Source organism: Streptomyces roseoviridis, from assembly GCF_039535235.1.
GTDB classification, from domain to species: domain Bacteria; phylum Actinomycetota; class Actinomycetes; order Streptomycetales; family Streptomycetaceae; genus Streptomyces; species Streptomyces roseoviridis.
Genome location: NZ_BAAAWU010000001.1, coordinates 4,788,064 through 4,814,550 on the forward strand (window position 1 = coordinate 4,788,064; position 26,487 = coordinate 4,814,550).

The following is a 26,487-nucleotide window of genomic DNA, read 5'->3' on the forward strand; positions in this document are numbered from 1 at the left end:
ATCGTACAAGCGTTCGCGTGGGGTGCGGAGCTTCAGGCTGACGCTGTCCGAAGGGAATGAGGCGCCGACCCCAGTATGTCGCCGAACGCTGCTTCAGCCGGCTCAAGCAGAAACCAGACCGGCCGTCAGCAGGCCGCGAAGCAGGCCTGATCAGGCTGTGTCCGCCCCTCGTGTACGGGCGCGACGTTTCTCCACCTCGGCCGCGATCCGAGCTGCGCACGCAGCCGGTGACTCGTGCTCCCAGAAGCGGAGCACGGTCCAGCCGGCCGCCTGAAGCTGTTCATCGGTGTCACGGTCGCGCGCCATGTTCCGGGCCACTTTGTCCGACCAGTAGCCCGGATTGGTTTTCGGCGGCACATAGTGCTCGGGGCAGCCGTGCCAGTAGCAGCCGTCGATGAAGACGGCCAGTTTCACCGGCCGGAAGACAACATCCGCTGTCCGGCGCAAGCCGGGCAGCGGCTTGGCAGCTACGCGGTAGCGCAGTCCCTGGGCGTGGAGAAGCCGGCGTACTAGCTGCTCCGGTTTGGTGTCCCGGCTGCGAATCGCCTGCATGTTCCGGCGGCGGGCAGCCGATGACGCCCATGACCCTTCGGGGGGGCTCCAGCCGTCGTTCTCCGACATGGAGTCCAGCTCCTTCTCAAGACGTTTCCAGAGGGAGATGCGGGTTGCCCGGCCACGGACGCCCCTCGTCATGCACCTGGGCTTTCCTTCAGGGCAACCATTCCCCAGCGCAGCTTCTGCCGGGTGCTGCCGGACGCACCCGTCATCCGCTGCATGGCTGTGTCACTCCTGCGCGTCGCCGCCGTGGCACTCCCCGTACGTCCTCCCCGACCCGCACCAGCACGCAGCCCCCCTCGCCGGGGGCCAGGGGGTGGCGTGGCCGCGGGCGGCGAGGGTGGTGGCGTACTGGGGGAGGAGGTCGGCGTTGGCGGGGGAGGAGGACTCGGAAGCGGCGAAGGCCTCGTAGGAGGGGACCGTGGCCGGGACGATGCCCAGGTTGGGGGTGCCGGACTGGGCGAGTTCCCGCAGGGACGCCTCGATGTCCGTGAGGTGCGCCCGGTACGTCGGGTACTCGGCCTCCAGCTCCGGGTACGCCGCCAGCAGCTCGTCCAGTTCCGCCTCCGGCCAGTGCAGGACGGCGACCGGGAACGGGCGGGACAGGGCCGTCCGGTAGGAGCCCAGCTCCGAGCGGAGGCGGGTGATCTCCGCCTGCAGCTCCGCCGGGTCGGAGGAGCCCAGCGACCACAGGCGCTTCGGGTCGTGCAGCTCGTCCAGGGGGACGTCCCCCGTGTGGAGGCGGTCCGCCAGGGCGTCGTGGTCGTCGTGCGGCAGCGCCAGCAGGCGGCGGACCCGGTGCCGGCCGGCCAGCAGGGACTGGAGCGGGTAGGAGACGTCCTCCGTCGAGGCCGGCTCCACCAGCAGCGACGCCGCCTCCGTGAACGTGGCCTCCGACGCCTCCAACTCGTCGTGGGCCTCCAGCGTCTCCGCCACGATCTCCCACGGCTCCGGCTCCGCGGGCCGGGCCCGCCGGACGCCGTCGATGATCGCGCGGGCCTCGGCCTCGTGCCCGTACTCCCACAGGTTCGCCGCCTTCAGCGCCCTGATCAGGAGGGGATCGGCGGGCGACGAGGAGAGCAGCGAGTCGTACAGCGTCGTCGCTCTCTCGCGCTCGCCCGCCAGTTCCAGGTGGGCCGCCGCGCGCAGCAGCAGGGGTTCGCGGTCCTCCGGGTACTGCCCCGCGGTGCGGAGCAGACGCTCGGCTTCGGTGGTGTGATCGGCAGGCGTGTCGGGGCGCATGCCGACACCGTACTGCTGTACGGCCCTGGAGAGTTGGCGCCCCAGCCCTTATCGTGCCCGCCGTGCGGGCTCGACGGACGCGTGTTCCGGTGGTCGTCCAGGCGCGCGCGGGGCGCGGGCCCGGCGCACGCGCGCTGTGGACGTGCGCCGAAACCCTCGTCACCTGCGGCGTCGTCGTCCTCCTCCTCGCCGTCCACCAGCTGTGGTGGACCAACGAGCGGGCCCGCGCCCGGGCCGTCGAGCAGGTGCGCACCCTGGAGCGGGAGTGGGACTCCTCACCTTCCGCGCCGACGCCGCAGCCGGTGACCGTGTCACCTTCCCCGTCACCTCCCGTCGCGGCCGCCGATCCGGCGACCTCGAGTCCCGGCGCCTCCGCGGCCGGGCCCGGACCGGCGCGCCCCGACGTCCCGTACGCCGTCCTGCGCATCCCCCGTCTCGGCCTCACCGTCCCCGTCGCCCACGGCGTCGGCAGGAGGACGGTCCTCGACCGCGGCTACGCGGGCCACTACCCCGGCACCGCCGCGCCCGGCCGCCCCGGCAACTTCGCCCTCGCCGGGCACCGCAACACCCACGGCGAACCCTTCCGCCGGATCGACCGGCTGCGGCCCGGCGACACCCTCACCGTCCGGACCCGCGAGCGCACCCACACCTACCGCGTCGACCGGATCCTCCCGCAGACCTCGCCCCGCGACACCGGTGTCATCGCCCCCGTACCGCGGTCCCTCCACAAGCCGTCGTACGGGTACGACAGGCCCGGCGCCTATCTGACCCTCACCACCTGCACCCCCGAGTTCAGCTCCCGCTACCGGCTCGTCGTGTGGGCCCGGCTCGTCCCGCCGCGGACGTGACCCGCGCCCCGCGCGCCCCGGCGCCGCAGCCGCCGCCAGGGCCGCGCCGGCGCCCGGATCTTCCCCGACGTGCCGTACTTCCCCGGCGCCCGGTCCTTCCCCGGTGGCCGGTCGGGGGCGGACCCGCGGAACTCCTGGAGCCCGCGAAGCGTCCTGTATAACGGTCGGGCGATGGAACGGCCGGGCGCGTGATGCCCCGGCGCGGAAGGGAGGCGGGCGTGCTCAACCGGCAGCTGCTGAGCGTCCTCGCGCCGCTCCTCTTCCTCCTCGCCGTCGCCGACCTCCTCCTCTCCGAGGGCGCGGGCCTCTCCACGGCCGTCGCCATGGCCGCGACCGCCTTCCTCTGCGCCCTGATCGGCGCCCGTACGGCCCTGCCCGTACCGCCCACCCGGGTCCGCACCGCCCTGCGCGACCGTGCCCGGCGCACCGCCTTCCTGCCGCAACGCGATCCCGACGCCCCCGGCCGCCGCAGGCCCCGGGCTCCCGGCCGTCCCCTCCTGACGGCCGCATAGGGGCGCACCGCACGTTCGCACCGCACGTTCGCACCGCGCACGTTCCACCGCACGCTCGCGCGCGCCCCTCGCGGTTCCGTCCTGCCGATGTCTCTCACCCCCGGCACGACGAGACCCCACGGAGGGCTCCCCATGTCCGTTTTCGCCTCTTTGGTCGAGCAGCTCGCCGACCTGCTCCAGCCGCTGTTCGCCGCCTCTTCCACCGCCGCCGCCATCGTGCTGTTCACGATGGCCGTACGTCTCGCGGTCCATCCGCTCTCCCGGGCCGCTGCCCGCGGCCAGAAGGCCCGCGTCCGGCTGGCCCCGCAGCTCGCCGAGCTGCGCAAGAAGCACGCCAAGAACCCCGAGCGGCTGCGGAAGGCGGTGATGGAGCTGCACGCCGCCGAGAAGGTCTCGCCCGTCGCGGGCTGCCTGCCGAGCCTGCTCCAGGCGCCCGCGTTCCTCCTGATGTTCCACCTCTTCTCCAGCGGGCGGATGGCCGGGCACGACCTCCTCGGGGCCCCGCTCGGCGACCACTTCGCGGACGCCCTGGCGCACGGCGGCGTCCTCGGCCCGGCGGGGCGGGTCTACCTGGTCCTGTTCGCGCTGGTCGCGGCCGTCGCCACGTACAGCTACCGCTACGCGAAGCGGCAGAACGCGCTCCTCGCGCCCCAGGCGGTGGAGCCCGGTCAGCCGGGCGCCGGCCTGGCCGAGGGGCTGGCCCGGTTCATGCCGCTGCTCTCCTTCGCGACGCTCGTCTCGGTCGCCGTCGTGCCCCTGGCCGCCGCCCTCTACATCGTCACCAGCACCACCTGGACCGCCGTGGAGCGGGCCTTCCTCTACCGGGACACGCCCACGGCGGGCGGTACGGCGGGCGGGACGAAGGGTGGTACGCGGGGCGGGACGAAGGGCGGTACGGGGGGCGGCGTGGTTACTCCCGCGTAAGGGTCCAGGGTGTGAACGGGGTCTTGCAGCGCGCCCCGTTCTCTTGGAGGATCGACCAATCCTCCGATGGCCGCACTCCATCGGCCGGGGTTCCACACGGCCTCCCCCGGGCCACCTCGACCACAGGGAGAAGACCATGAAGCTGCTGCGTGTCGGCCCGGCAGGGGCCGAACGGCCCGCCCTCCTCGACCAGGACGGGACGCTGCGCGACCTGTCCGCGCTGGTCGACGACATCGACGGCAGTCTCCTCGCCGACGGGGCCGCCCTCGACCGCGTCCGGGCCGCGCTCGGCGCGGGCGTGCTGCCCGCGCTGGACGCGACCGGGCTGCGGATCGGTCCGCCGGTCGGCCGGATCGGCAAGGTCGTGTGCATCGGGCTGAACTACCACGGCCACGCGGCCGAGGTCGGGGCGGCGATCCCCGAGGAGCCGGTCGTCTTCCTCAAAGCCGCCGACACCGTCGTCGGCCCGGACGACACCGTGCTCGTGCCGCGCGGCTCGGTGAAGACGGACTGGGAGGTCGAGCTGGCCATCGTCATCGGCCGCACCGCCCGTTACCTGGAGACCGACGAGGAGGCCCTCGCCCACGTCGCCGGGTACGCGCTCGCCCACGACGTCTCCGAGCGCGAGTTCCAGATCGAACGCGGCGGCACCTGGGACAAGGGCAAGAACTGCGAGACCTTCAACCCGCTGGGCCCCTGGCTGGTCACCGCCGACGAGGTCCCCGACCCGCAGGACCTCGCCCTGAGGCTGTGGGTCAACGGCGAGCTGAAGCAGGACGGCCACACCTCCGACCAGATCTTCCCCGTCGCCGAGGTGGTCCGCTACGTCAGCCGGTTCATGACGCTCTACCCCGGCGACATCATCAACACCGGTACGCCGGCGGGCGTCGCCATGGGGCAGCCGGAGCCCAAGCCGTACCTGCGCGCCGGCGACGTCGTCGAGCTGGAGATCGAGGGCCTGGGCCGGCAGCGCCAGGAGCTCAAGAGCGCCTGACCGTGACTCCGGGGCCGGACCGCCCGGCCCCGGACGGCGAGCGGACCTGAGCCGTTCGGGCGGCGTTGCCGTTGTTCGGGCGGCGTTGCCGTTGTTCGAGCGGCGCCGCCGCCGTTCGGCCTGTCGCCGAGGTCGTTCGGGCAGTGCCTGCGCCGTTCCGGCGACGCCTCCGCCGTTCCGGGCGTGGGCGCCGCCATCTCCTCATACGTTGTGCCTATTTTGCCGCCTATGCGCTCATATGTACCGTGGCGGCGTCGTCGCCTGCTGCCCGCCGCCGCGGCGACCGCGGCCGGCGCGGCCCTGCTGACCGGAGCCCTGGCGGCCACCGCCCTCGCCGACCCGCTGCCGGGCGGCCTCGGCCCGTGCCTGCCGGGCAGCTGCCCCGCGCCGTACCCCGACATCCACAACGGCGTCATCGCGGGCCGCGACAACAACGTCAACGTCTTCGTCGGCGGCGACTTCCGGGTCCGGGAGGCGGCGGCCGAGGCGGAGGGCAAGGTCGTGGTCCTCGGCGACTTCGACATGAGGAAACGTCCCGGCGCCTCGCAGGTCTACAACGTCGGCGTCGCCGGCGTCGGTTCGCGCGTCGTGCCCGACAACGGCTCCGCCTTCCTCACCACGGGCGGCGACGTCACCGTCGCCAAGGGCCAGCGCCTGCTGGCCGAGGAGGGCGTGGTCCACGGAGTCGTACGGTACGGGGGCGTGCTCACCGGCACGGTCAGCCCCAAGGCGGTCGCCGACCCCGGCGCCGCCGGCCCGTACAAGAGCCTGCGCGACATGCTGTCCACCGCCAGCCGCTGCTACGCGTACGTGGCGGGCGCGCCGCGCGCCGCGACCGGCACGGCCGTCAACGGGGGCGGCGAGACGGTGTTCACCGGCGACGGCAAGTCGGCGATCCAGGTCTTCACCGTCGACTTCGACCTGGAGTCGGCCAGGGGCGGCGCCCAGGGGCTGATCTTCCGCCGCATCCCGCACGGCGCGACCGTCCTCGTCAACGTCCTCGGCGCGCGGCGGACCGTCGACACGTACGTCAACGGCTTCCAGGAGGGGCTGCGCGACCGGCTCCTGTGGAACTTCCCCGACGCCAAGGACGTGACCTTCGAGGGCAGCGGGCAGTTCGAGGGCAGCGTGCTCATCGGCGAGCCGGCCGGTACGGCCACGGTGACCATGCCCGGCATGAACGGGCGCTTCTACACCAGCGGTTCCCTCACCCACACCTCCGTGGCGGGCGGGGGCGGCGGGCAGGAACTGCACGCGTACCCGTTCGACGGCGATCTGCCCTCCTGTGACGAGCCCACCCCGCCTCCCACACCGACACCCACCCCCACCCCTACGCCCGACCCTGACCCCACGCCTGACCCTGACCCCACGCCTGACCCTGACCCCACGCCCGACCCCGACCCCACGCCCGACCCCGACCCCACGCCCGACCCCGACCCCACTCCGGACCCTGGCCCTGACCCCGACCCCACTCCTGAGCCGGACGTCAACGGCGGGACCACGGCCGGCGGCTCGACCGGCAGCGGTGGTACGGACGGTGGCGCCGACGGCGGCGCGACCTCCGGTGGTCACGGCACCAGCGGCGGGACCGCCGGAGGGGGGACCACCGGCGGCCTCACCACCGGCGGCGGGGAACTGCCCGACACGGGCGCCGGCTCCGGTCCGGGCACCGCCACGGTGCTCGCGGGCGCCCTGGCCGTCGTCCTCGTGCTGAGCGGCGGTGTCCTCGTGTCCGTCAGCCGGCAGCGTCGCCGTACGAGCTGAGCAGCCGCTCCAGGCCGAGGACGACCAGGGCGTGGTCCTCGGCCTGCGGCAGGCCCGAGACGGTGACCGAGCCGATGACGCCGGCGCCCGCGACGGCGAGGGGGAACGAGCCGCCGTGCGCCGCGAACCGGTCCGGGTCCAGGCGCGAGGACGCCTCGAAGGTCGTGCCCTTGGCGCGGAAGCGGGCGCCGACCAGGAACGAGCTCACGCCGTACCGCTCCACCACCCGCCGCTTGCGGTCGATCCAGGCGTCGTTGTCGGCGCTCGACCCGGGCAGGGCGCAGTGGAACAGCTGCTGGGCGCCGCGCCGCACGTCGATCGCGACCGGTGCCCGTCGCTCCCGCGCGAGCCCGACCAGGATCGTGCCGAGGGTCCAGGCGTCGTCGTACGTGAAGCGGGGGAGGACCAGGCGGGCCTCCTGCGCTTGAAGCTCCTCGATCGCGTCGGGCCCGGCGTTCACAGCGTCACCGCCACGCCCTCGCGGGCGGACTTCCTCGCCGCTTCCAGGACGTCGAGCGCGGCGGCGGCCTCGTGGGCCGTGACCGGGTTCTCGCCCGTACCGCGCAGGGCGGCGGCGACGGCCGCGTAATAGGCGGGATAGTCGCCCGGCAGGGTCTCGACGGGGTCGCCGCCGCCGGTCAGCGGTGACTCGCCCGCGCCGAGCCGGCCCCACAGCTCCTCCGACTCCCGGCCCCAGACGGCGCCGGGCCCGGGCCGCAGCCCCTCGCGCAGGGCGGCCTCCTGGGGATCGAGGCCGTACTTCACGTAGCCGGCCCGGCTGCCGAGGACCCGGAAGCGGGGGCCGAGCTGGGCGGTGGTGGCGCTCACCCACAGGTGCGAGCGCACGCCGCCCGCGTGGGTGAGGGCGAAGAAGGTGTCGTCGTCGGCCTGGGCGCCCGGGCGGCGGACGTCGGACTCGGCGTACACGCGGACGACCGGGCCGAAGAGGACCAGGGCCTGGTCGACGACGTGGCTGCCGAGGTCGTAGAGCAGCCCGCCGATCTCCTCCGGCGCGCCGGACTCGCGCCAGCCGCCCTTGAGCTGCGGGCGCCAGCGCTCGAAGCGGGACTCGAAGCGCTGGACCTCGCCGAGGGCGCCGTCGGCGACGAGCGCGCGCAGGGTGAGGAAGTCGTTGTCCCAGCGCCGGTTCTGGAAGACCGACAGGAGCAGGCCGCGCTCGTCGGCCAGGGCGGCGAGGTCGCGCGCCTCGGCGGCGGTGCCGGCGAGCGGCTTGTCCACGACGACGGGCAGGCCGGCCTCCAGCGCGGCGGTGGCGACCGGGACGTGGGTCTTGTTCGGCGAGGCGACCACGACCAGATCGAGCTCGCCGGCCCGGGCGAGCAGTTCCTCGGGCGAGCCCGCGACCCGGACGTCCGGGTGCTCGGCGCGGGCCTGCGCGGCGCGCTCGGGGTTGCCCGTGGTGACCGTGTCGAGGACGAGGTCGGGGGAGGCGGCGATCAGCGGGGCGTGGAAGACGGAGCCCGCGAGGCCGTAGCCGACGAGTCCGACGCGGAGGGGGGAAGCCATACGGATACTTTGGCAACGCTGTTGCCAAAGTGCAAGCGACCGGCACAATGGCCTGGTGAAGAGGGACAACGGCCTCGGCCTCGGGGGCATGCGACGCGTGGGCGTCGGCGCGGACGCGGGCGGGGAAGGCGGCGTGGACATGAGCGCGGACGGCGGCAGCGGCATCGGCATCGGTGGCGGCGGCAGCAGCAGCGGTGGCGGCAGCGGTGGCGGGAGGCAGGGCGGTACGGGCCAGGCCGGGGCCGCGGGCCTGTCCGCGCTGCGCGGGCCCAACACCGCGCGGGTGCTCGACCTGCTCCGCACGGCGGGGGAGGGCGGCATCAGCCGCCTGGAGCTGGCGGCGGGCAGCGGCCTCACCCCGCAGGCCGTCAGCAAGATCACCGCCCGGCTGCGGTCCGAGGGCCTCGTGGCGGACGCCGGCCGCCGCGCCTCCACGGGCGGCAAGCCGGCCACCGTGCTCCGGCTCGTCCCCTCGGCCGCGTACGCGATCGGGATCCACCTCGACCGCGACGAGCTCACCGCCGTCCTGCTCGACCTCTCGGGCGCGCGGGTCGCCGAACGCCGCTCCCCCCTGGACCTCGGCGCGGGCGCGGACACGGTCCTGGCGGCGGTCGGTACGGAGGTCGAGGCGCTGAGGGGGCAGCTGGGAGCCGCCCCCCTTCCCACGCCCGTCTCCGCTCCCGCCCCTGCCCCCGCCGCCGTCCCCGTCCCCGTCTCCGCTCCCGCCCCCGTCCCCGCCGCCGGTGCCGCCCCCGGCCGCGTCCTCGGCGTCGGGGTCGCCATGCCCGGGCCGCTGGACCACTGGGCGGGGAGGCCCGGCCGGGTCACCGGGTTCCCCGCGTGGGAGGGCTTCCCGCTGCGGGACGAGCTGGTGCGGCGACTCGGGGTGCCGGTCGTGGTCGACAAGGACACCAACGCCGCCGCGCTCGGACTGGCGCTGCGCCCGGGGGCTCCCGGCTCGTTCGCGTACGTCCACCTCGGTACGGGGCTGGGCGCGGGGCTCGTCCTCGGCGGGGCCGTGCTCCGCGGGGGCAGGACCGGGGCCGGGGAGCTCGGGCACCAGACCGTGCAGATGGACGGTCCGCCCTGCGAGTGCGGCGGGCGCGGCTGCCTGGAGGTGCTGTGCCTGGACGCCCTGGCCCGTGGCGAGGTGACCCGCGCCGCCCGGGTCCTCGGGACCGGGGCGGCCAACCTGGTCCGGCTGCTCGACATCGACCGGGTGCTGCTGGGCGGCCGGGCGGTCCTGGCCGACCCGCAGGCGTACGCGCGCGGGGTCCGCGAGGTCCTGGGCGGCCTCGGCCTCCCGGCGGACGTCGAGGTCGCCGGAACCCCGCACCCGGTCGCCGAGGGCGCGGCCCAGCTGGTCCTCGCGCCGGTCTTCGGCAAGGAACCCCACGTCCGACGGTCCCATGATCGGGAAATAGGCTGATCGGGCGGAATGCGCGGTGCGTACGGGGGCCCGGCCGCGTCGGTCCCGGGGCCGCCCCGTCCCGCGTGGCAGCGTCGCGGGCGTCCCGTACGTCCCGCGAGCAGCAAAGGCACCGCCCCCATGCGACTGCGCAACGCCCTCGCCCTCGCCGCGCTGACCACGGCCGCCACCGTCCCGGTGGCGCACGCCCTGGCGGCCACCCCCGCCGTGGCGGCCCTCCTTCCGGCCGCCGCCACCCCCGCCGCCACCCCCGTCGCCGTGCCCGGCGCCGCCCCCGGCGCAGCCCTCGCGCCCGCGTGCGGGGACGCCGACGCCACGGCCTTCCCGCTGACGGCCCGGATCGTCGGCGGGCCCGTCGAGTACGCCGCCGGAGGGGCCTACGGGACCTGGCACCTGGAGATCCGCAACACCACCGCCGGGCCCTGCCGGGGCGTCCACCCGGTGCTCGTCCTGACCGACAGCGGCCGGTCGCTGCGCCCCGACCAGATCCGCGCGGAGTTCTACGACGCGACGGCGCGGCTGTGGCGGCCGGTGGCGTTCGAGGCCACGGACCGGGCGGAGAGCGTGGGCGTCTTCGCCGACAACCGGCCGTCCGCCGCCTCCACGTCCCCCGCCCCCGCCCCCGCGTCCGCCGCCCCCAGGGCCCCCGCCCCCTCCGCCACCGCGACGCGCTCCCCCGCGACGCGCTCCCCCGCGACGCGCTCCCCCGCGACGCGCTCCCCCGCGACGAGCCCCCCGCCCACCGCCCCGGCCCCCGTCCCCGCCTTCGCCGGGTTCGCGGTGCCGGCCCGCGGCACCCTGACCGTTCCCGTCCGCCTCGCCTTCCGTGCCGACGCCGCGCCCGACGACGACGTGGTCGTCAACGCCGCCGTCGTCCAGCGGCGCGGTGACGACGGCGACTGGGTCGGCGAGTCGGGCGACTACCGGCTGGCCATCGGCCCCGCCGACCCGGACGCCGACGTCCCCGCCCACCCCTCCGCCTCGGCCCCGGCATCCGACCCGTCGGCGCCCGCCCGCCCCACCGCACCCGGTACCGGCACCGACCCGCGCTTCCCCGAACTCGCCCAGACCGGGCGGGAGTCCGCCCTCCGGCATGCCGCCGCCGCCGCGGCCCTCCTCGCGGCGGGCGCGGTGATCCTCCTCGCCGTCCGCCGCCTCCGGAACCCGTAGGCCACGCTCCGTACACCCGCCCGTTCACCCCGGTCTGCGACGATCACCGGGTGGAGACGAACGACCCCGGCGCCCCGATCCGCTCCGGCATCCCCGAACACGGCCGCATCCCCAAGTACTACGCCGTGAAGGCGAAGGTCGCGGCGCTCATCGACGAGTTGGGCGAGGGCGGTCTGCTGCCCACCGAGCGCGATCTCGCCGTCCGTTACGAGGTGTCGCGCGAGACCGTCCGCCAGGCCCTGCGCGAACTGCTCCTGGAGGGACGGCTGCGCCGCCGCGGCCGGGGCACCGTCGTCGCCGGGCCGAAGCTGGAACAGCCGCTCTCCCTCGCCAGTTACACCGAGGGCGTGCGCCGCCAGGGGCGCAGGCCCGGCCGGGCGCTGATCTCGCTGGAGCGCTTCCCCTGTCCCGACGGCCTCGCGGCGGAGGTCGGCGTGGCGCGCGGCGAGCCGGTCTGGCACATGGAGCGCGTCCTGCTCGCCGACGACGAGCGGGTGGGCCTGGAGAGCACGTACGTCTCCGAGGCCCGCGCCCCGCGCCTGGACACCGACTTCGACCCGGACTCCTCGTTCTACGCGTATCTGCACGACCGTCTCGGCGTCTCCTTCGGCGGTGCCGACGAGCGGATCGAGACGGTGCTCGCGACCCCCCGCGAGGCCCTGTTGATCGGCACCCCGCCGGCGCTGCCCATGCTCCTGATCCACCGGGTCTCCCGTGACACGGCCGGCCGGCCCCTGGAGCGGGTGCGCACGCTCTACCGGGGCGACCGCTTCAGCTTCACCGCGCACCTCGGCCCCCAGGACTGACCGCGACCGCGACCGCGACCCCGACCGCGACCGCGACCGCACCGACACCGGCCCCTCTCCACATCACGAGTAGATAACGGGTCTAGTCCAAGCTTGTCGGGCCGTTCACCGTCCCGTCGCCGGCCGGACCGTCCGGGGCCATCCGCCGCCGCGACCGTGAGCGGCATGAAGGTGATCGTCGTAGGAGCCGGCGTGGTGGGAACCATGCACGCCTGGCAGGCAGTCGAACGCGGCCATGAGGTCGTCCACATCGAACGCGAGGCCGAGGCGCGCGGGGCCTCGCTCCGCAACTTCGGCCAGATCTGGGTCAGCGGACGAGCGGGCGGCGAGGAACTCGACACCGCCCTGCGCGCCCGTGAGCTCTGGGAGGACATCGGTGCCCGCGTGCCCGCGGTCGGCTTCCGGGCCATCGGTTCCCTCACCCCCGTCCGGGGCGAGCTCGAACGCGCCGTCGCCGAGGCCGCCGTGGCCCGCCCCGACGCCGCCGCCCGCGGCTACGAGCTGCTCACGCCCGCCGAGGCGCGGGCGGTCAACCCCGCCCTGCGCGGCACGTTCGACGCCGCCCTGTGGTGCGGGCGGGACGCCGCCGTCGAGCCCCGCACCGCCCAGCTCGCCCTGCGCGAGGCCCTCCTGGCCACCGGCCGCTACACCTTCCTGCCCCACCGCGAGGTGCGGGAGGTCGTCGGCGAGAACGCGGTCCGCGACGACCACGGCGACACCCACACCGGCGACGTCGTCGTCCTGTGCACCGGCGCCTGGCTCTCCGGCCTGGTCCGCGAGGTCGCCGGCGCGATCCCGGTGCGCCGGGTGCGACTGCAGATGATGCAGACCGACCCGCTCGGCGAACCCCTCACCACCTCCGTCGCCGACGCCGACTCCTTCCGCTACTACCCCGCCTACGCCTCGAAGGCCCTGGACGCGCTCAACGCCGGCCAGGCCCAGGACCCCACCGCCGCCGCCCACCGGATGCAGCTGCTCATGGTGCAGCGCCTCGACGGCGGACTGACCATCGGCGACACCCACGAATACGAGCACCCCTTCGCCTTCGACACCCTCGAAGACCCCTACGAACACCTCACGCGCGTGGTCGAGTCCCTCCTCGGCCGCCCGCTCCCGCGCGTCCGCCGCCGCTGGGCCGGCGTGTACGCGCAGTGCACCGACACCACCCGGGTCGTCCACCGCCAGCGCGTGCGGGACGGCGTCTGGCTGGTGACAGGGCCCGGCGGCCGCGGCATGACCTGCTCGCCCGCCGTCGCCGAGACCACCGCGAACGAACTGGGCTGGTGACCACCATGACCGCACCGCAGCACGCACTGATCGTCCTCGACATGGCCGGCACCACCGTCGCCGACGACGGCCTCGTCGAGCTGGCCTTCACCGCCGCCGCCGAACGCCTCGGCGAGGACCCCGCCACGATGATCGACCACGTCCGCGCCACCATGGGCGAGTCCAAGATCACCGTCTTCCGCCACCTCCTCGGCGGTGACGAGCAGCGCGCCCGACAGGCCAACCTCGCCTTCGAGGAGGCGTACGCCGCACTCGTGGACAGCGGCCGGATCAGCGCGATCCCCGGCGCCGCCGAGGCCGTCGCCGCCCTGCGCGAACAGGGCAGGACCGTCGTCCTCACCACCGGCTTCGCCCGCGTCACCCAGGACGCGATCCTCGACGCCCTCGGCTGGCACGGCCTGGCCGACCTCACCCTGTGCCCGGCCGACGCCGGCGGCCGGGGCCGCCCGTACCCGGACATGGTCCTCACCGCCCTGCTGCGCACCGGCGCCGTCGACGACGTCCGCCGGATCGCGGTCGCCGGCGACACCGCGTACGACGTGCTCAGCGGCGTCCGCTCCGGCGCCGGGATCGTCGCCGGCGTCCTGACCGGCGCCCACGGCGAGCGGGCCCTCACGGAGCACGGTGCCACCCACGTCCTGCCCTCCGTCGCCGCACTGCCGGAGGCGGTACGGGAGCACGAGGAGCGCCGAGCATGACCAGCGGAATCCGCTTCGACGCCGTCTCGGTCGCGTACGGCGGCCACACCGTCCTCGACGGGCTCACCCTCACCGTCGAACCCGGCGAGGTCATGGCCCTGCTCGGGCCCTCCGGCTCCGGCAAGACCACTGCCCTGCGGGCCGTCGCCGGGTTCGTCCGCCCGGCCGCCGGGCGGGTGTTCATCGGCGACCGGGACGTCACGGACCTGCCCCCGTACAAGCGGGGCATCGGCATGGTCGTGCAGAGCTACGCCCTCTTCCCGCACCTGCGGGTCGAGGACAACGTCGCCTTCGGCCTGAAGGCGCGGAAGACGCCCAAGGGCGAGATCCCCGGCCGGGTCGCCGAGGCCCTGGAGATGACCGGGATGGCGGCCTACGCCCGGCGCCATCCGCGCGAGCTCTCCGGCGGCCAGCAGCAGCGCGTCGCCATCGCCCGCGCCCTCGCCATCCGCCCGAACGTCCTCCTCCTCGACGAGCCGCTCTCCGCGCTCGACGCCCAGCTGCGCTCCGGCATGCTCGCCGAACTCGCCCGGCTGCACCGCGAACTGCCCGACGTCTCCGTCCTGTATGTCACCCACGACCAGGTCGAGGCGCTCACCCTCGCCGACCGGATCGCCGTCATGGACCGGGCCCGCCTCCAGGACTGCGGCACCCCGCAGGAGCTGTACCGGCGCCCCCGCACCGAGTTCACCGCCTCCTTCGTCGGCAACGCCAACCTGCTGCCGGTCACCGTCACCGCGGACGGAGTCAGGCTCGCCGCCGCCGACGGCGCCCCCCTCACCGCCGACGGCGCCTCTCTCACCGCCGACGGAACGCCCCTCGCCACCTCTGGGCCCGGTCCCGGCGGCGTCCCGCTGGACGTGCCCGCCGCCGGCGCGGCCCCCGGCGCCACCGCCACCCTGTGCGTCCGCCCCCACCTGGTCGGCCTCGGCCCGGGCCCCAACGCGCTGCGCGGCACGGTCGCCGAGGTCCAGTGGCGGGGCGCCACCCACCGGCTGTACGTCGACGTCGACGGCCACCGCGTGAAGGCCGACGTCCGCGAGCTGCGGCAGACCCCGGCCCTCGGCGACGAGGTGACCCTGCACTTCGCACCGGAGGACGCGGTGCTCCTCGCCGCGGGGGTGACCGATGGCTAGCCCGGCGCTCCTCACCCGGCAGGGCAGCAGGACCCGGGCCGCGTCCGCGCGCCGCCTGCCCGCCCCGCTCCTGTGGGCCGCCCCGCCCGTGCTCGCCCTCGCCGTCGTCTTCCTCTATCCGCTCGCCCTCGTGGTGCGGGAGTCCCTCGCCCCCGGCGCCTACGCCGAGGTCCTCGCGTCGCCGTCCTTCCGGGACGCGCTCGTCACCACCGTCTGGCTCGCCGCCGCGGCCACCGCCGGCTGTCTCGTCCTCGGCTTCGCCCTCGCGCTGGTCATCGCCTTCGTGCCCTTCCCGGGTGCCCGTGCGGTGGCGCGGTTCATCGACGTCTTCCTCTCCTTCCCGTCCTTCCTCATCACCCTCGCCCTGCTGTTCGTGTACGGCACGGCCGGCGTGGCCAACGGCCTGTGGACGGACGCCACCGGCGCCGCCACCGGGCCCTTCCGCTTCCTCACCACCCCGTGGGGCGTGCTGCTCGCCGAGATCACGTACTTCACCCCGTTCGTGATGCGCCCGCTGCTCGCCGCCTTCTCGCAGCTGGAGACCGCGCAGCTGGAAGCGGCCTCCTCGCTCGGCGCCCGGCCGCTGCGGATCGTGCGGCGGGTGATCCTGCCCGAGGCGCTGCCCGCGCTCGCCGCCGGCGGCAGCCTCGTCCTGGTGATGTGCCTCAACGAGTTCGGCATCGTGCTGTTCACCGGCGCGAAGGGCGTGACGACCCTGCCGATGCTGGTCTACGGCAAGGCCATCCTCGAGTCGGACTACGCCGCCGCGTGCGTGGTCGCCGTCGTCAACGTCGTGATCTCCGTGGGCCTGTACGCCGTCTACCGGGTGGTGAGCCGCCGTGCTGGTGCATAGCCGTGCGGGCAGGTGGGCGGCCTGGGCCGGTTTCGCCGTGCTCTTCGTGCCCCTCTTCGCCCTGCCCCTGCTCGTGATCCTCGCCGCGTCCTTCGCCACGCACTGGTCCGGCGCCCTGCCCTCGGGACCGACCACGGCCCACTACACGGCCGCCGTGCGCGGGGAGTCCCTCCAGGCGCTCACCACCAGCCTGGTCACCGCGCTCGCCGCGAGCCTGCTCGCGCTGACCTTCGGCACCTGGGCCGCGCTCGCCGCGTCCGCCCTCGGAAAGAGGGGCCGCCGGGTCCTCGACGCGCTGTTCGTGCTGCCGGTGGCGGTGCCGTCCGTGGTCGTGGGACTGGCCGTCCTGGTGGCCTTCTCCCAGCCGCCGCTGCTCCTGAACGGCACGCGCCAGATCGTGATCCTCGCGCACACCGTCCTCGTCACGGCCTTCGCCTACCAGTCGGTTTCGGCCGCCGTCCTGCGTCTGGACCCGATGTACGAGCAGGCGGCCGCCAGTCTCGGCGCCCGTCCCTCGTACGTCCTGCTCCGGGTGCGGCTGCCGCTGCTGCTGCCGTCGCTGAACGCGGCGGCCGGGCTCTGCTTCGCCCTGTCCATGGGCGAGCTGAGCGCCACGATGATGCTCTATCCGCCGGACTGGCTGCCGCTGCCGGTGCTCGTCTTCACGGCCACCGACCGGGGTTCGCTGTTCACGGGCTCCGCGCTCGCCGTGGTCCTGATGGCGGCGACGCTGCTCGTCCTGCTCGCCGTCTCCCGCATCCGTACCAAAGCGTCCTACCGCTGACCCCCAGGAGAGAACGACGCCATGCTCACCCACGCCCCGTACGCCAAGCCGATCGCCGCCGTCACCGGCTGCCTCGTCCTCGCCGCCGCCCTCACCGCCTGCGGCGGCTCCTCCGCCGCCTCCGACGAGAAGATCGTCACCGTCTACAGCGCCGACGGCCTCAAGGGCGAGGCGGGGGACGGCTGGTACGACAAGGTCTTCAAGGACTTCGAGAAGCAGACCGGCATCGAGGTGAAGTACGTCGAGGGCGGCTCCGGCGAGATGGTGCAGCGCGCCGCCCGCGAGAAGAACAACACCCAGGCCGATGTCCTCGTCACCCTCCCGCCCTTCATCCAGCAGGCCGACTCCAAGGGGCTGCTCCAGGCGTACACGCCGAAGGGCGCCGACATGGTCGGCGGCATCGACAAGGCCGACAACGGCAGGTGGATCTCCGTCGTCAACAACTACTTCGGCTTCGTCCACAACAGGAAGGAGCTGAAGACCCCGCCCACGACGTGGGAGGAACTGCTCGACCCGGCGTACAAGGACCGGATCCAGTACTCCACCCCGGGCGTCGCGGGCGACGGCACCGCCGTGCTCATCAAGGCCATGCACGACTTCGGCGGCAAGGAGCCGGCCATGGAGTACCTGAAGAAGCTCCAGGCCAACAACGTCGGCCCGTCCTCCTCCACCTCCAAGCTCGCCCCGAAGGTCGACAAGGGCGAGATCCTCGTCGCCAACGGTGACGTCCAGATGAACTTCGCGCAGTCCCGGTCCATGCCGAACCTCGCCATCTGGTTCCCCGCGAAGCGGGGCGGCAAGCCCACCACCTTCGCCCTGCCGTACGCCGCCGGCCTGGTCAGCGGCGCCCCGCACACCGACAACGGCAAGAAGCTCCTCGACTTCATGCTGGGCGAGCAGGCCCAGCGCGAGGTCAGCTCCGTGGGCGGCGGCTTCTCGGTCCGCAAGGACGTCCGGGCCACCGACGCCAACGCCCTGGCCCTGACCAGGCTGATGGAGGGCGTCGAGGTCTTCGAGCCGGACTGGGCCGACATCGACAAGAACCTGCCCGCGTACGTCGACGCCTGGAAGACCGCCACCGGAAGCTGACCGGGGACGCCACAAGAGTTCACCGCACGTACCTTCCGTCCCACTGAAGCGTCGCGGAAAGATAACGGGTACGGACCCAAGCCCAACGCCCCCGATTCGTCGGGGAGTTGACCTGCCCTCGCCCCCCTTCCACGGAGGACTCCAGACATGCCGCACACCGGCATCTCGCGCCGCGGCGTGCTCGCCGCCGCCGGCGCCACCGCCGCCGTCACCGCCACCGGCCTCGCCACCGCCCCGACCGCCCAGGCCGCCGCGCCCACCCTCCCGAACGGCACCAGCAAGGACAAGGTGCTCGTCGTCGGCATGGACGGCCTGCGCCACGACCGGATCGACGCGGCGAACGCGCCGACGCTCAAGGCGATGATGGCGGCCGGCACCTACGGCGTCTCCCTGCTGTACGCCAACCCCATGGCCGCCACTTCCTCCGGCCCCGGCTGGTCGACCGTCTCCACCGGCGTGTGGCCCGACAAGCACGGCGTCAGGGACAACACCTTCACCGGCCGCAACTACGGCCAGTACCCCGGCTTCCTGGCCCGCCTGAACCAGGTGAGGCCCGAGCTGTCCCTGTACGCCGCCGTCGACTGGAAGCCGCTCGACACCTACGGCACCGTCACCGCCGGCGCCGACGCCAAGATCGTGCTCGACGGCGACCGCGACGGCTACTCGGGCCACGACGAGACCATCACCGCCGACAGCGTCCTGGTGCTGCGCGACCAGAACCCCGACGTCGCCTTCGTCTACCTCGGCAACACCGACGTCGTCGCCCACTCCCACGGCACCGGCCAGCGCTACCTCGACGCCATCGCCGTCCAGGACGCCCAGCTCGGCCGGCTCATGTCCGCGATCCGCGCCCGCCCGTCCTACGCCACCGAGCGCTGGACCGTCATCGTCTGCACCGACCACGGCCACGCCGACGCCGGCGGCCACGGCGGCTCCGCCATCGAGGAACGCCGCACCTTCGTCCTCGCCCAGGGCCCGGGCATCGCCGCCGGCGCCCGCCCGATCGACACCCGGCTCGTCGACGTCGCCGCCACCGTCTTCCACCAGCTCGGCATCACCCCCGAACCGTCCTGGGACCTGGACGGCAAGCCGGTCCAGGAGCGCTCCACGGACCCGTTCGACGCGCTGTACGGCTCGCTCACCGGCCGCGTCGACGAGACCGGCATCCCGGCCGGCGTCCTCGGCTTCACCCGTACGGCGCCCAGCGGCTGGTCCGTCATCAACAACGCCATGGGCACGGGCGGGATGACCGAGTGGCGCGGCTGGTCCTTCGCCACCGACGAGTTCTGGTCCCGCACGCAGCGCGACCAGTCACGCGAGCTCAACGTCCGCTCCCGGGGCGTCTTCGCCGTCGCCGACTCCGACGAGTGGGCCGACAAGACCTTCTCCGGCACCTACGACTCGACGCTGGTCACCCCCGCGTACTCCGTCTCGGGGGCCTCCCGCGTCACCCTCGGCTACACCACCTTCTACCGGCAGGAGGGCTCCCAGACCGCCCAGGTCCTGGCCTCCTTCAACGGCGGCACGCCGACCGTCGTCAGGAGCCACACCACGGACGTCATCTCCCAGCCCCAGTCGCTGACCCTGGACGTGCCCGCCGGCGCGTCCAGCGTGAGCTTCCGCTTCCGCTACACCGGGTCCAACAACTGGTACTGGGTGATCGACGGGGTCAAGGTCACGACTTCCTGACTAGGCTGGGGGCGTCGCCACAGCGCTGTCGCGTCGCCCCCAGCACACCGCCCGTCGTGTACGGCACCGGCCCGTACGCGTACGGCATCCGTACGGCAGGAGTCCCGCACCCATGGCAGAGCGCAAGCCGATCGAGTCCTGGCTCACCGACATGGACGGAGTCCTCATCCACGAGGGCGTCCCGATCCCCGGTGCCGACGCGTTCATCACGAAGCTGCGGGACACCGGGAAGCCCTTCCTGGTCCTGACCAACAACTCGATCTACACCGCCCGCGACCTGCACGCCCGGCTCGCCCGGATGGGGCTGAACGTCCCCGTCGAGAACATCTGGACCTCGGCGCTCGCCACCGCCAAGTTCCTCGACGACCAGCGCCCCGGCGGCACCGCGTACGTCATCGGCGAGGCCGGCCTCACCACCGCCCTGCACGACATCGGGTACGTGCTCACCGACCACGACCCCGACTACGTGGTGCTCGGCGAGACCCGTACGTACTCGTTCGAGGCCATGACCAAGGCGGTCCGGCTCATCAACGCCGGCGCCCGCTTCATCTGCACCAACCCGGACGAGACCGGCCCGTCCCTGGAGGGCCCGCTGCCCGCCACCGGCTCGGTCGCCGCACTGATCACCAAGGCGACCGGCAAGGAGCCGTACTTCGCCGGCAAGCCGAACCCGCTGATGATGCGCACCGGCCTGAACGCCATCGGCGCCCACTCCGAGACCAGCGCCATGATCGGCGACCGGATGGACACCGACATCCTGGCGGGCCTGGAAGCGGGCATGCAGACCTTCCTGGTGCTCACCGGTCTGACCACCCAGGCCGAGATCGACCGCTTCCCGTACCGCCCGTCGAAGATCGTGAAGTCGATCGCGGACCTCGTCGACCGCGTCTGAGTCCTCGCAGGTGAGAGCCCTGTTCGGCCCTCTGCGGATGCGAAGGGACCGGAACCGGGTGACCCTTCCCTCAGGAGGTCACCATGCGTTCAGGTCCCATCGCTCTCCGTGCCGCAGGGGCGGCCGTGGTTCTGGTGCTCGCTCCCACGGCGGGCACCGCCCTCGCCCACGACGGGGTCAAGGTCACCGTCATCCCCTCCACCGCGGCGCCCGGCGCCGACGTCGACGTCCGGGTCACGGGCTGCAAGGGCACCACCGGCGCCGCCAAGTCCCCGGCGTTCGTCGCGGACGCCGAGCTCACCGGCCGTGACGGCGGCAAGAACCCGCTCCACGGCGACGCCACCGTCCGGTCCGGCCTCGACGAGGGCACGTACAAGGTCGGCGTCACCTGCGACGGCCACGACCACCCCGGCGTTGGCACCGTCCACGTCAAGCGCCACCACGAGCCGAGCCACCGGCCCACCCACCACCCCTCCCCGGTCGCCCCGGTCCGCGCGGGCGGCGGCGGCACGGCCGCCTTCGCCGCCCCCGCCGCCCCGGGCATGGCGCAGACGGCGGGCGAGGAGGGCCTCGGCACCCCGTACACGCTCCTGGGGCTCGGCATGGCCGCCGTCGCCGCGGTGGCGGTCGCTCTGCGCAGCACCCGCCGCCGCGGGGGAGCGGACTGAGTCCGGTGCCCTCCGGGCGCGCGCTGACCGGGACGGCCTGGGCGGTCCTGCTCCTCGGCCTCTGGCTCTGGGGCGAGGACGCCGCCGACCGGCCCGGCCGCCCCTCGGCGCCGGCGGCCGGTGACATCGCCGCCGTCGGCCGCCCGCCCGGCGCGCCGCCGCCCCCGGCGCACCCCCCGCTGGCGCCCGCCGAGCCGCTCCGCGTGGAGGTCCCGTCCCTCGGCGTCCTCGCACCCGTCGTGCCCCGCGGCCTGGACGCGGACGGGGCGATCGACCCGCCGCCGTACGCGATGCCGCACACGGTCGGCTGGTACGGCTCCGGCACCCGCCCGGGCTCCTCCGGGGCCGCCCTGCTCGTCGGGCACGTCGACACCGAGAGCCGCCCCGCCGTCTTCTACGGCCTGAGCGCGGCCCGCCCCGGCGCGGCGGTGCGCGTGACCCGTTCGGACGGAAGCGTCGCGGAATTCACGATCGACGACGTCCGGGTCCTGTCCCGGGACCGCTTCGACGCCCGCGCGGCCTACGGCCCGCGCGTCCCCGGCCGGGCGGAACTGCGCCTGATCACCTGCGGCGGCACCTTCGACCGGGCGAGCGGTACCTACACGGCGAACGTGGTCGTCTCGGCGTATCTCACGGGCGTGCGGGACTGAGGGGGACAGGCCGGGGGCGGAGGCGGGGAGGACCGGGGGCCGGGGGCGGGGAGGACCGGGGGCCGGCCGGCGGGGCGGAGGTGCCGGCCGCCGGCCGGCCCGGTCCTCGACCGCGGGCTCACGGGCCGCGGGAGGAGCCCGGAGCCGCCGCGGGAGGCCGGGGCGGGATTTCCGCTCACTGTAGAGGAGCGACGCGGCGGACACGGCGGAAACGACCGAGGCCCTTCACCTGATGGTGAAGGGCCTCGGCCTTGCGCGTGCGCCGCCAGGGACTCGAACCCCGGACCCGCTGATTAAGAGTCAGCTGCTCTAACCAACTGAGCTAGCGGCGCCTGCTGACGTCGATAACTTTACAGGACTCCAGAGGGTGCTCCTGACCATTTCCGGTCCCGCCCGGCCTGTCGGATGGTCGTATTGTGCCTTCGATCCGTCAAAATGCGATTTGTCCAGACAGTTGAGAAACTGGCGCCCGTGCAGGAGCGCCGAAAGATCTTGACGAGTGTGGAGGGGAACGCATGAGTGTGCCGGTCTTCGAAGAAATCGAACCCGCGGCCGACTGCGGCTGCCCGGGCTGCGCCCGCCAGCGGCGCGACCTCGCCCTGGGACTGCCCGTACGGGCGGGAGGCCACCCGGCCGCGCACGGCGCCCGTCGCGCGCTGGTCCTGGTGACGGCCGCCGGAGTGGTCCTGGGCGGAGGGACGGGGGTGGCCGGCGCGGATCCCGTTGTGGGAGGCGGGGTGGAGGGTGCGGCGCGCGGCACGGCGGGGGGTGCGGCGGGAAGCGCGGCGGGAGGTGCGACGGAGACCGGCCCCGGGCCCGACACCCCCCAGGGCGGCCGCGGCCCGCTGCACGGCGCGCCCGGCCCCGCCTCGGCGCCCTCCCCCGTCGCCGATCCGACGACGAGTCAGATCTCGGCCGACTCCCTGCGCAAGACCACCCGCGCCGAGATCGTCAACCGCGCGAAGAAGTGGGTCGCCGCCCAGGTCCCGTACTCGATGGAGAAGTACTTCAGCGACGGCTACCGCCAGGACTGCTCCGGCTACATCTCCATGGCCTGGAACCTCCGCAGCAACGAGTGGACCGGCAGCCTCGACCGCTTCGCCGACCGCATCGACCGCGCCGACCTCCAGCCCGGCGACATCCTCCTCTTCCACAACCCCGCCAACCCGACGCGCGGCTCGCACGTGACGATCTTCGGCGGGTGGACCGACTACACCCACACCGCCTACATCGCGTACGAGCAGACCAAGCCGCGCACGCGGAAGCAGCCGACGCCGCTCGCGTACTGGGAGTACTCCGACCGCTACGTCGCCTACCGCTACAAGGGCGTGGTCAGCGGCGGCGGTGGCGGCGGTGCCACGGGGGGCGGCCCGTCCGCGACCGTGACGCCGTACCCGGGGGCGGCGAAGTTCGGCCCCGGCGCGAACAACGCGTACGTCACCCAGCTCGGGAAGCTGCTCGTCGCGCGCGGCGGCAAGAAGTTCTACAGCCAGGGTCCCGGCCCGCGCTGGGGCGAGGCGGACCGCCGCGCCACCCAGGCCTTCCAGCGGGCGCAGGGCTGGAAGGGTCCCGAGGCGGACGGTCTGCCCGGCCCGCAGACCTGGTCGCTGCTCGTGCGCGGACAGGGCAAGGACATCGGCGGTTCGAGTGGTTCGGGCGGGTCGAGCGCATCTGCGAGCGGGTTCCCCGGGCGTGGCTACTTCCGTCCGGGCCAATCCAACGCATATGTGGAGAAGCTGGGCAAACAACTGGTGAAGCGGGGCTTCGGCAAGCACTACGCGTCCGGCCCCGGTCCGCGGTGGACGGAGGCGGACCGCCGCAACGTCGAGGCCTTCCAGCGGGCCCAGGGCTGGCGCGGCGGCGCGGCCGACGGCTACCCGGGCCCGGAGACCTGGCGGCGCTTGTTCCGATGACCCCGAGAACATGAGGTGGACCGAATGACGGCATCGACCCCGACCCCCCCGGACTCCGGCCCGGCCGCCACCCGCGACGCGGCCCGCACCGCCCGCCGCCTCACCGACGGCCGCCCCCGCCGAGCAGCCCCGCCGGGCGGGGGAGCGGGGTCGCCCGGCGACGGTGCGGGTGCGGCGCCGGCCGCGCCGGTGCCGGCCGGCGGGGCGCCGGGTGCCGTGCCGGTCACGCCGGGCGGCACGGGCACGGGTGCGGGTGCGGCGTCGGCTGCGCCGGTGCCGGCCGGCGGGGCGCCGGGTGCCGTGCCGGTCACGCCGGGCGATACGGGCACGGCCACGGGTGCGGGCGAACGGTCTGCCCCGGCGGAAGCACCGCCCGGGCCCGCCGGTGCGACAGCCGGTCCGCTGAGTGACGGCCACCCCACCGGACCGGCGACACCAGCGGCCGGACCGGGCGGACCTCAGACCGGCCAGCCGGGGCTGACGCCGACACCCACCGGGGGCGGGGTTTCGGCTCCGCCGCACGGGAGCCGGCCGGATGGTGTGTCGGCGAGCGCCGGTACGACTACTGCTGCGCAGGGGCCGTCCGTCGGAGGCGGGGGTTCGCCGGTGCCGCACGGGACTCGCTCGGGCGGTGCCCAGGCGTCGGCCGGTACGGCTGTCGCTCCGCAGGGTTCGCTCGCCGGAGGTGGCGTTTCGGCTGCGCCGCACGCGAGTCAGCCGGGCGGTGCCCCGGCGACCGCCGGTACGGCTGCCTTGGCGCAGGGTTCGTCTGCCGGGGCCGGTGCGCGGCCGGGATCGGCGTCGTCGGGCGGTGCCGCTGAGGCTGCGCCGCACGGGACTGCCTCGGGCGGTGCCCCGGCGTCGGCCGGTACGGCTGCCGCTCCGCAGACTTCGCCCGCCGGAGGTGGCGTTTCGACTCCGTCGCCCGTGAGTCAGCCGGGCGGTGCCCCGGCGTCGGCCGGTACGGCTGCCGCTCCGCAGACTTCGCCCGCCGGAGGTGGCGTTTCGACTCCGTCGCCCGTGAGTCAGCCGGGCGGTGCCCCGGCGTCCGTCGGTACGGCTGCCGCCGCGGAGGGTTCGCCCGCTGGGGCCGGTGCGCGGCCGGGCTCGGCCCCGGCGGGCGGTGCCCCGGCAGCAGTCGGTGCCACTGCGGCCCCGCAGGGGGCGTCTTCGGGCGGTGCCCCGGCGTCGGGTTCGCCCGCCGGGGTCGGTGTGAGGCCGGGGGCGGCCACGTCCGGCAGTGCACAGGCACCGGCCGGTGCGCCTGCCGCCCCGCAGGGACAGCTCGCGGGTGCGGCCGGTACGGCCCCCGCTCCCCACGGGCCGGCCTCCTCGGCCGGGGCCGAGGGGCCCGGTGACTCCGCCGGTCCCGCCGGTTCCGTCTCGTCGCACGCCGCCCGGTCGGGCGCAGCAGCGCCCGGCAGTCCGGCGGTGTCCGTCCCCCGCGGCACACCCGTCGCTCCCGAGCGGGCCCGCGCGGGCGGTGCGTCCGGCGGCTCGACCGCGTCGCAGGGCGTTCGCGCGGGCGGTGCCGCCCCGGGGGCGGCCCCGCAGGGGCCGAGCGCCTCGGTCGCGGTACCCACCACCCCGACCGGCTCCGTCGCCCGGCCGGGTCCGGCGTCGCAGGGGGCCTCCGGAGGCTTGGCCACTCGGGCCGGAGCGGCCCCGGCAGCCCAAGGCGCGCCGGAGGCCGCGCCCGACAGCGGCTCTCCTCGGACGGCACCGCCCCGCCGCGGCGTCCTCGACCTCCGCCGGATCCTGGGCGTGCCGGTCAAGACGGTCGCCGTGCCCGTGGCCGCCTCCACCGCGGTCACACCGCGCGCGGGTGTGGGCGGTGCGATGTCGCGGCGGCGCACCGTGATCGGGACCGAGAGCACCGGGTCCATTCCGGTGCACCTGCTGTTCCGGGACGAGCCGGAGGGCGGCAAGGACGACGGCGGCCCCGCCACCGTGCCCGTACCCAAGACCCCCGCACTCCAGCAGGCCGCGTCCAAGGCCGCGCCCACGGGCACCGCCAAGGCCGCCAAGCCCGCCATCCCCGCACCGGCCCGTCCCGCGCCCGCGTCCAGCCGGCCCGCCCCCACCGCCGATCCGAAGCTGGTGGAGCGGCCGGGGCCGGTGCTGCCGGGCTGGGTCGGGGTGGCCGGCGGGGCGGTCGCGCTCCTCGCGTGCGCGGCGATGGTGTGGTGGGTGGGCGCCGTGCCGGCCGAGGCGGCCCGTATGCTGCGGCTGCCCCCGCGGCCGTACCACGGCATCCACCTCGGCCAGTGGGCCCTGCTCGCCCTCGGCGTGCTCGTCGTCCTCTTCTTCCTGGGCGGTCTCGGCCGCGGCCGGGTCGGGTACGCCCTCGTCCTCACCCTCTTCGGCGACTACCGCGGCACCGTCCGCCGCACCGGCCTGCTCTGGGTGAGCCCGCTCCTCCTGCGCCGCCGCGTGGACGTGCGGCTGCGGCACTGGCGCAGCGAGCCGCTGCCGGCCGTCGACGCGAAGGGCACGGCGCTGGACGTCGTGGTCCTGGTGGTGTGGCGGATCCGGGACACGGTCCGCGCCGCGCTCGGGGTCGACCGGCACGAGGAGTACCTGCGCGAGCAGGTGGAGGCGGCGATGGCGCGGGTGCTCTCGCAGCTGCCGGCGGACGCGTTCCACGAGGACGCCCCGACCCTGCGGGACTCCGAGGCGGTCGGCGAGGCGCTGACCCGGATGCTGTCGGCGGAGTGCGCGCCGGTCGGCATCGACGTCTTCTCGGCGCAGCCGACGCGGATCGAGTACGCCCCGGAGGTCGCCGCGGCGATGCAGCGCCGCCGGATCGCCGCGATCGACGCCAAGCACCGGGACAGCGTGCTGACCTCGGTCGTGGACGCGGTGGACGACGTGGTCCACCGGCTGACCTCCCGTGGTCTGGTGGAGCTGGACGACTACGAGCGGAAGGCGCTGGTGAAGGATCTGACGGTGGCGTTCTACACCGGCCGTACGGCGTCGGGGGAGGGGGCCTGAGCTTCCCCGGAAGCCCCTTCCTTCGGTATGGACACGGCCAACTTCCGTCCCTACCGTGGGGCT

At 74.7% G+C, this 26,487-nt stretch carries 24 protein-coding genes and 1 tRNA gene; 20 read left to right on the forward strand and 5 right to left on the reverse strand.

What is annotated here, in order from left to right; genetic code table 11:
• Window positions 1–150: 150 nt before the first annotated feature.
• Complete coding sequence (locus tag ABD954_RS21725; protein WP_345487999.1) at window positions 151–621, reverse strand: very short patch repair endonuclease; 471 nt, start codon at window positions 619–621, stop codon at window positions 151–153.
• 162 nt (window positions 622–783) lie between these two features.
• Window positions 784–1,797, reverse strand: a complete 1,014-nt coding sequence (locus ABD954_RS21730; RefSeq protein WP_345488001.1) for an SEC-C metal-binding domain-containing protein — start codon at window positions 1,795–1,797, stop codon at window positions 784–786.
• Between the two features lie 62 nt (window positions 1,798–1,859).
• Between ABD954_RS21730 and ABD954_RS21735 the strand changes: the two genes are divergently transcribed.
• The 5 genes from ABD954_RS21735 to ABD954_RS21755 all read left to right on the forward strand — a co-directional run bounded on the left by ABD954_RS21735 (window position 1,860) and on the right by ABD954_RS21755 (window position 6,839).
• Window positions 1,860–2,645 carry a class E sortase gene (locus ABD954_RS21735; protein WP_345488003.1) on the forward strand — a complete coding sequence of 262 codons (786 nt, stop codon included), beginning with the start codon at window positions 1,860–1,862 and terminating at the stop codon, window positions 2,643–2,645.
• A gap of 191 nt (window positions 2,646–2,836) precedes the next feature.
• Window positions 2,837–3,157, forward strand: a complete 321-nt coding sequence (locus ABD954_RS21740; RefSeq protein ID WP_345488005.1) for a DUF6412 domain-containing protein — start codon at window positions 2,837–2,839, stop codon at window positions 3,155–3,157.
• Window positions 3,158–3,289: 132 nt separating this feature from the next.
• On the forward strand, window positions 3,290–4,081 hold the full coding sequence (locus tag ABD954_RS21745; RefSeq protein ID WP_345488007.1) for a YidC/Oxa1 family membrane protein insertase: 792 nt from the start codon (window positions 3,290–3,292) through the stop codon (window positions 4,079–4,081).
• 136 nt (window positions 4,082–4,217) lie between these two features.
• Window positions 4,218–5,075, forward strand: a complete 858-nt coding sequence (locus tag ABD954_RS21750; RefSeq protein ID WP_345488009.1) for a fumarylacetoacetate hydrolase family protein — start codon at window positions 4,218–4,220, stop codon at window positions 5,073–5,075.
• A gap of 228 nt (window positions 5,076–5,303) precedes the next feature.
• On the forward strand, window positions 5,304–6,839 hold the full coding sequence (locus tag ABD954_RS21755) for a choice-of-anchor A family protein (RefSeq protein WP_345488010.1): 1,536 nt from the start codon (window positions 5,304–5,306) through the stop codon (window positions 6,837–6,839).
• Here the strand turns inward: ABD954_RS21755 and ABD954_RS21760 are convergent.
• Together ABD954_RS21760 and ABD954_RS21765 are read right to left on the reverse strand one after the other, a co-directional pair.
• Complete coding sequence (locus ABD954_RS21760) at window positions 6,811–7,299, reverse strand: heme-degrading domain-containing protein (protein WP_345488012.1); 489 nt, start codon at window positions 7,297–7,299, stop codon at window positions 6,811–6,813. The genes ABD954_RS21755 and ABD954_RS21760 overlap by 29 nt on opposite strands.
• Window positions 7,296–8,366 carry a Gfo/Idh/MocA family oxidoreductase gene (locus tag ABD954_RS21765; RefSeq protein WP_345488014.1) on the reverse strand — a complete coding sequence of 357 codons (1,071 nt, stop codon included), beginning with the start codon at window positions 8,364–8,366 and terminating at the stop codon, window positions 7,296–7,298. The genes ABD954_RS21760 and ABD954_RS21765 overlap by 4 nt, the downstream gene beginning before the upstream one ends.
• 139 nt (window positions 8,367–8,505) lie before the next feature.
• Here ABD954_RS21765 and ABD954_RS21770 point away from each other — a divergent pair, with 139 nt between their 5' ends.
• From ABD954_RS21770 to ABD954_RS21830, 13 genes are all read left to right on the forward strand, one after another.
• Window positions 8,506–9,795 (forward strand): ROK family transcriptional regulator, encoded by a 1,290-nt coding sequence (locus ABD954_RS21770; RefSeq protein WP_345492377.1) that lies wholly within the window; start codon window positions 8,506–8,508, stop codon window positions 9,793–9,795.
• 120 nt (window positions 9,796–9,915) lie between these two features.
• Window positions 9,916–10,965: a hypothetical protein gene (locus ABD954_RS21775; RefSeq protein ID WP_345488016.1), complete on the forward strand. Its 1,050-nt coding sequence runs from the start codon at window positions 9,916–9,918 to the stop codon at window positions 10,963–10,965.
• A gap of 50 nt (window positions 10,966–11,015) precedes the next feature.
• A complete protein-coding gene (locus tag ABD954_RS21780) occupies window positions 11,016–11,771 on the forward strand; it encodes a GntR family transcriptional regulator (protein WP_345488018.1) in 756 nt (251 codons plus the stop codon).
• Between the two features lie 165 nt (window positions 11,772–11,936).
• Window positions 11,937–13,058, forward strand: coding sequence for a TIGR03364 family FAD-dependent oxidoreductase (locus tag ABD954_RS21785; RefSeq protein WP_345488020.1), 1,122 nt, complete (start codon window positions 11,937–11,939; stop codon window positions 13,056–13,058).
• 5 nt (window positions 13,059–13,063) lie between these two features.
• The gene (locus tag ABD954_RS21790; protein WP_345488022.1) at window positions 13,064–13,756 is read left to right on the forward strand and encodes a phosphonatase-like hydrolase; all 693 of its coding nucleotides are present in this window, start codon (window positions 13,064–13,066) and stop codon (window positions 13,754–13,756) included.
• Window positions 13,753–14,892 (forward strand): ABC transporter ATP-binding protein, encoded by a 1,140-nt coding sequence (locus ABD954_RS21795; protein WP_345488024.1) that lies wholly within the window; start codon window positions 13,753–13,755, stop codon window positions 14,890–14,892. The genes ABD954_RS21790 and ABD954_RS21795 overlap by 4 nt, the downstream gene beginning before the upstream one ends.
• On the forward strand, window positions 14,885–15,745 hold the full coding sequence (locus tag ABD954_RS21800) for a 2-aminoethylphosphonate ABC transporter permease subunit (protein WP_345488026.1): 861 nt from the start codon (window positions 14,885–14,887) through the stop codon (window positions 15,743–15,745). Before ABD954_RS21795 ends, ABD954_RS21800 begins: the two co-directional genes overlap by 8 nt.
• The gene (locus ABD954_RS21805; RefSeq protein WP_345488028.1) at window positions 15,732–16,529 is read left to right on the forward strand and encodes an ABC transporter permease; all 798 of its coding nucleotides are present in this window, start codon (window positions 15,732–15,734) and stop codon (window positions 16,527–16,529) included. Before ABD954_RS21800 ends, ABD954_RS21805 begins: the two co-directional genes overlap by 14 nt.
• 21 nt (window positions 16,530–16,550) lie before the next feature.
• Window positions 16,551–17,618: a 2-aminoethylphosphonate ABC transporter substrate-binding protein gene (locus ABD954_RS21810; protein WP_345488030.1), complete on the forward strand. Its 1,068-nt coding sequence runs from the start codon at window positions 16,551–16,553 to the stop codon at window positions 17,616–17,618.
• 147 nt (window positions 17,619–17,765) lie between these two features.
• The gene (locus ABD954_RS21815; protein ID WP_345488032.1) at window positions 17,766–19,307 is read left to right on the forward strand and encodes an alkaline phosphatase family protein; all 1,542 of its coding nucleotides are present in this window, start codon (window positions 17,766–17,768) and stop codon (window positions 19,305–19,307) included.
• A gap of 112 nt (window positions 19,308–19,419) precedes the next feature.
• Window positions 19,420–20,199 (forward strand): HAD-IIA family hydrolase, encoded by a 780-nt coding sequence (locus ABD954_RS21820; protein WP_345488034.1) that lies wholly within the window; start codon window positions 19,420–19,422, stop codon window positions 20,197–20,199.
• Between the two features lie 83 nt (window positions 20,200–20,282).
• The gene (locus ABD954_RS21825) at window positions 20,283–20,867 is read left to right on the forward strand and encodes a hypothetical protein (RefSeq protein ID WP_345488036.1); all 585 of its coding nucleotides are present in this window, start codon (window positions 20,283–20,285) and stop codon (window positions 20,865–20,867) included.
• On the forward strand, window positions 20,864–21,517 hold the full coding sequence (locus ABD954_RS21830; protein WP_382745832.1) for a class F sortase: 654 nt from the start codon (window positions 20,864–20,866) through the stop codon (window positions 21,515–21,517). The genes ABD954_RS21825 and ABD954_RS21830 overlap by 4 nt, the downstream gene beginning before the upstream one ends.
• Window positions 21,518–21,775: 258 nt before the next feature.
• Here the strand turns inward: ABD954_RS21830 and ABD954_RS21835 are convergent.
• Window positions 21,776–21,849: transfer RNA gene (locus tag ABD954_RS21835), tRNA-Lys, on the reverse strand.
• A 183-nt stretch (window positions 21,850–22,032) separates the two neighbouring features.
• Here ABD954_RS21835 and ABD954_RS21840 point away from each other — a divergent pair.
• Window positions 22,033–23,430, forward strand: coding sequence for a peptidoglycan-binding protein (locus ABD954_RS21840; RefSeq protein ID WP_345488040.1), 1,398 nt, complete (start codon window positions 22,033–22,035; stop codon window positions 23,428–23,430).
• 1,764 nt (window positions 23,431–25,194) lie between these two features.
• Window positions 25,195–26,424, forward strand: a complete 1,230-nt coding sequence (locus ABD954_RS21845) for an SPFH domain-containing protein (protein WP_345488042.1) — start codon at window positions 25,195–25,197, stop codon at window positions 26,422–26,424.
• The last annotated feature ends 63 nt before the right edge of the window (window positions 26,425–26,487 follow it).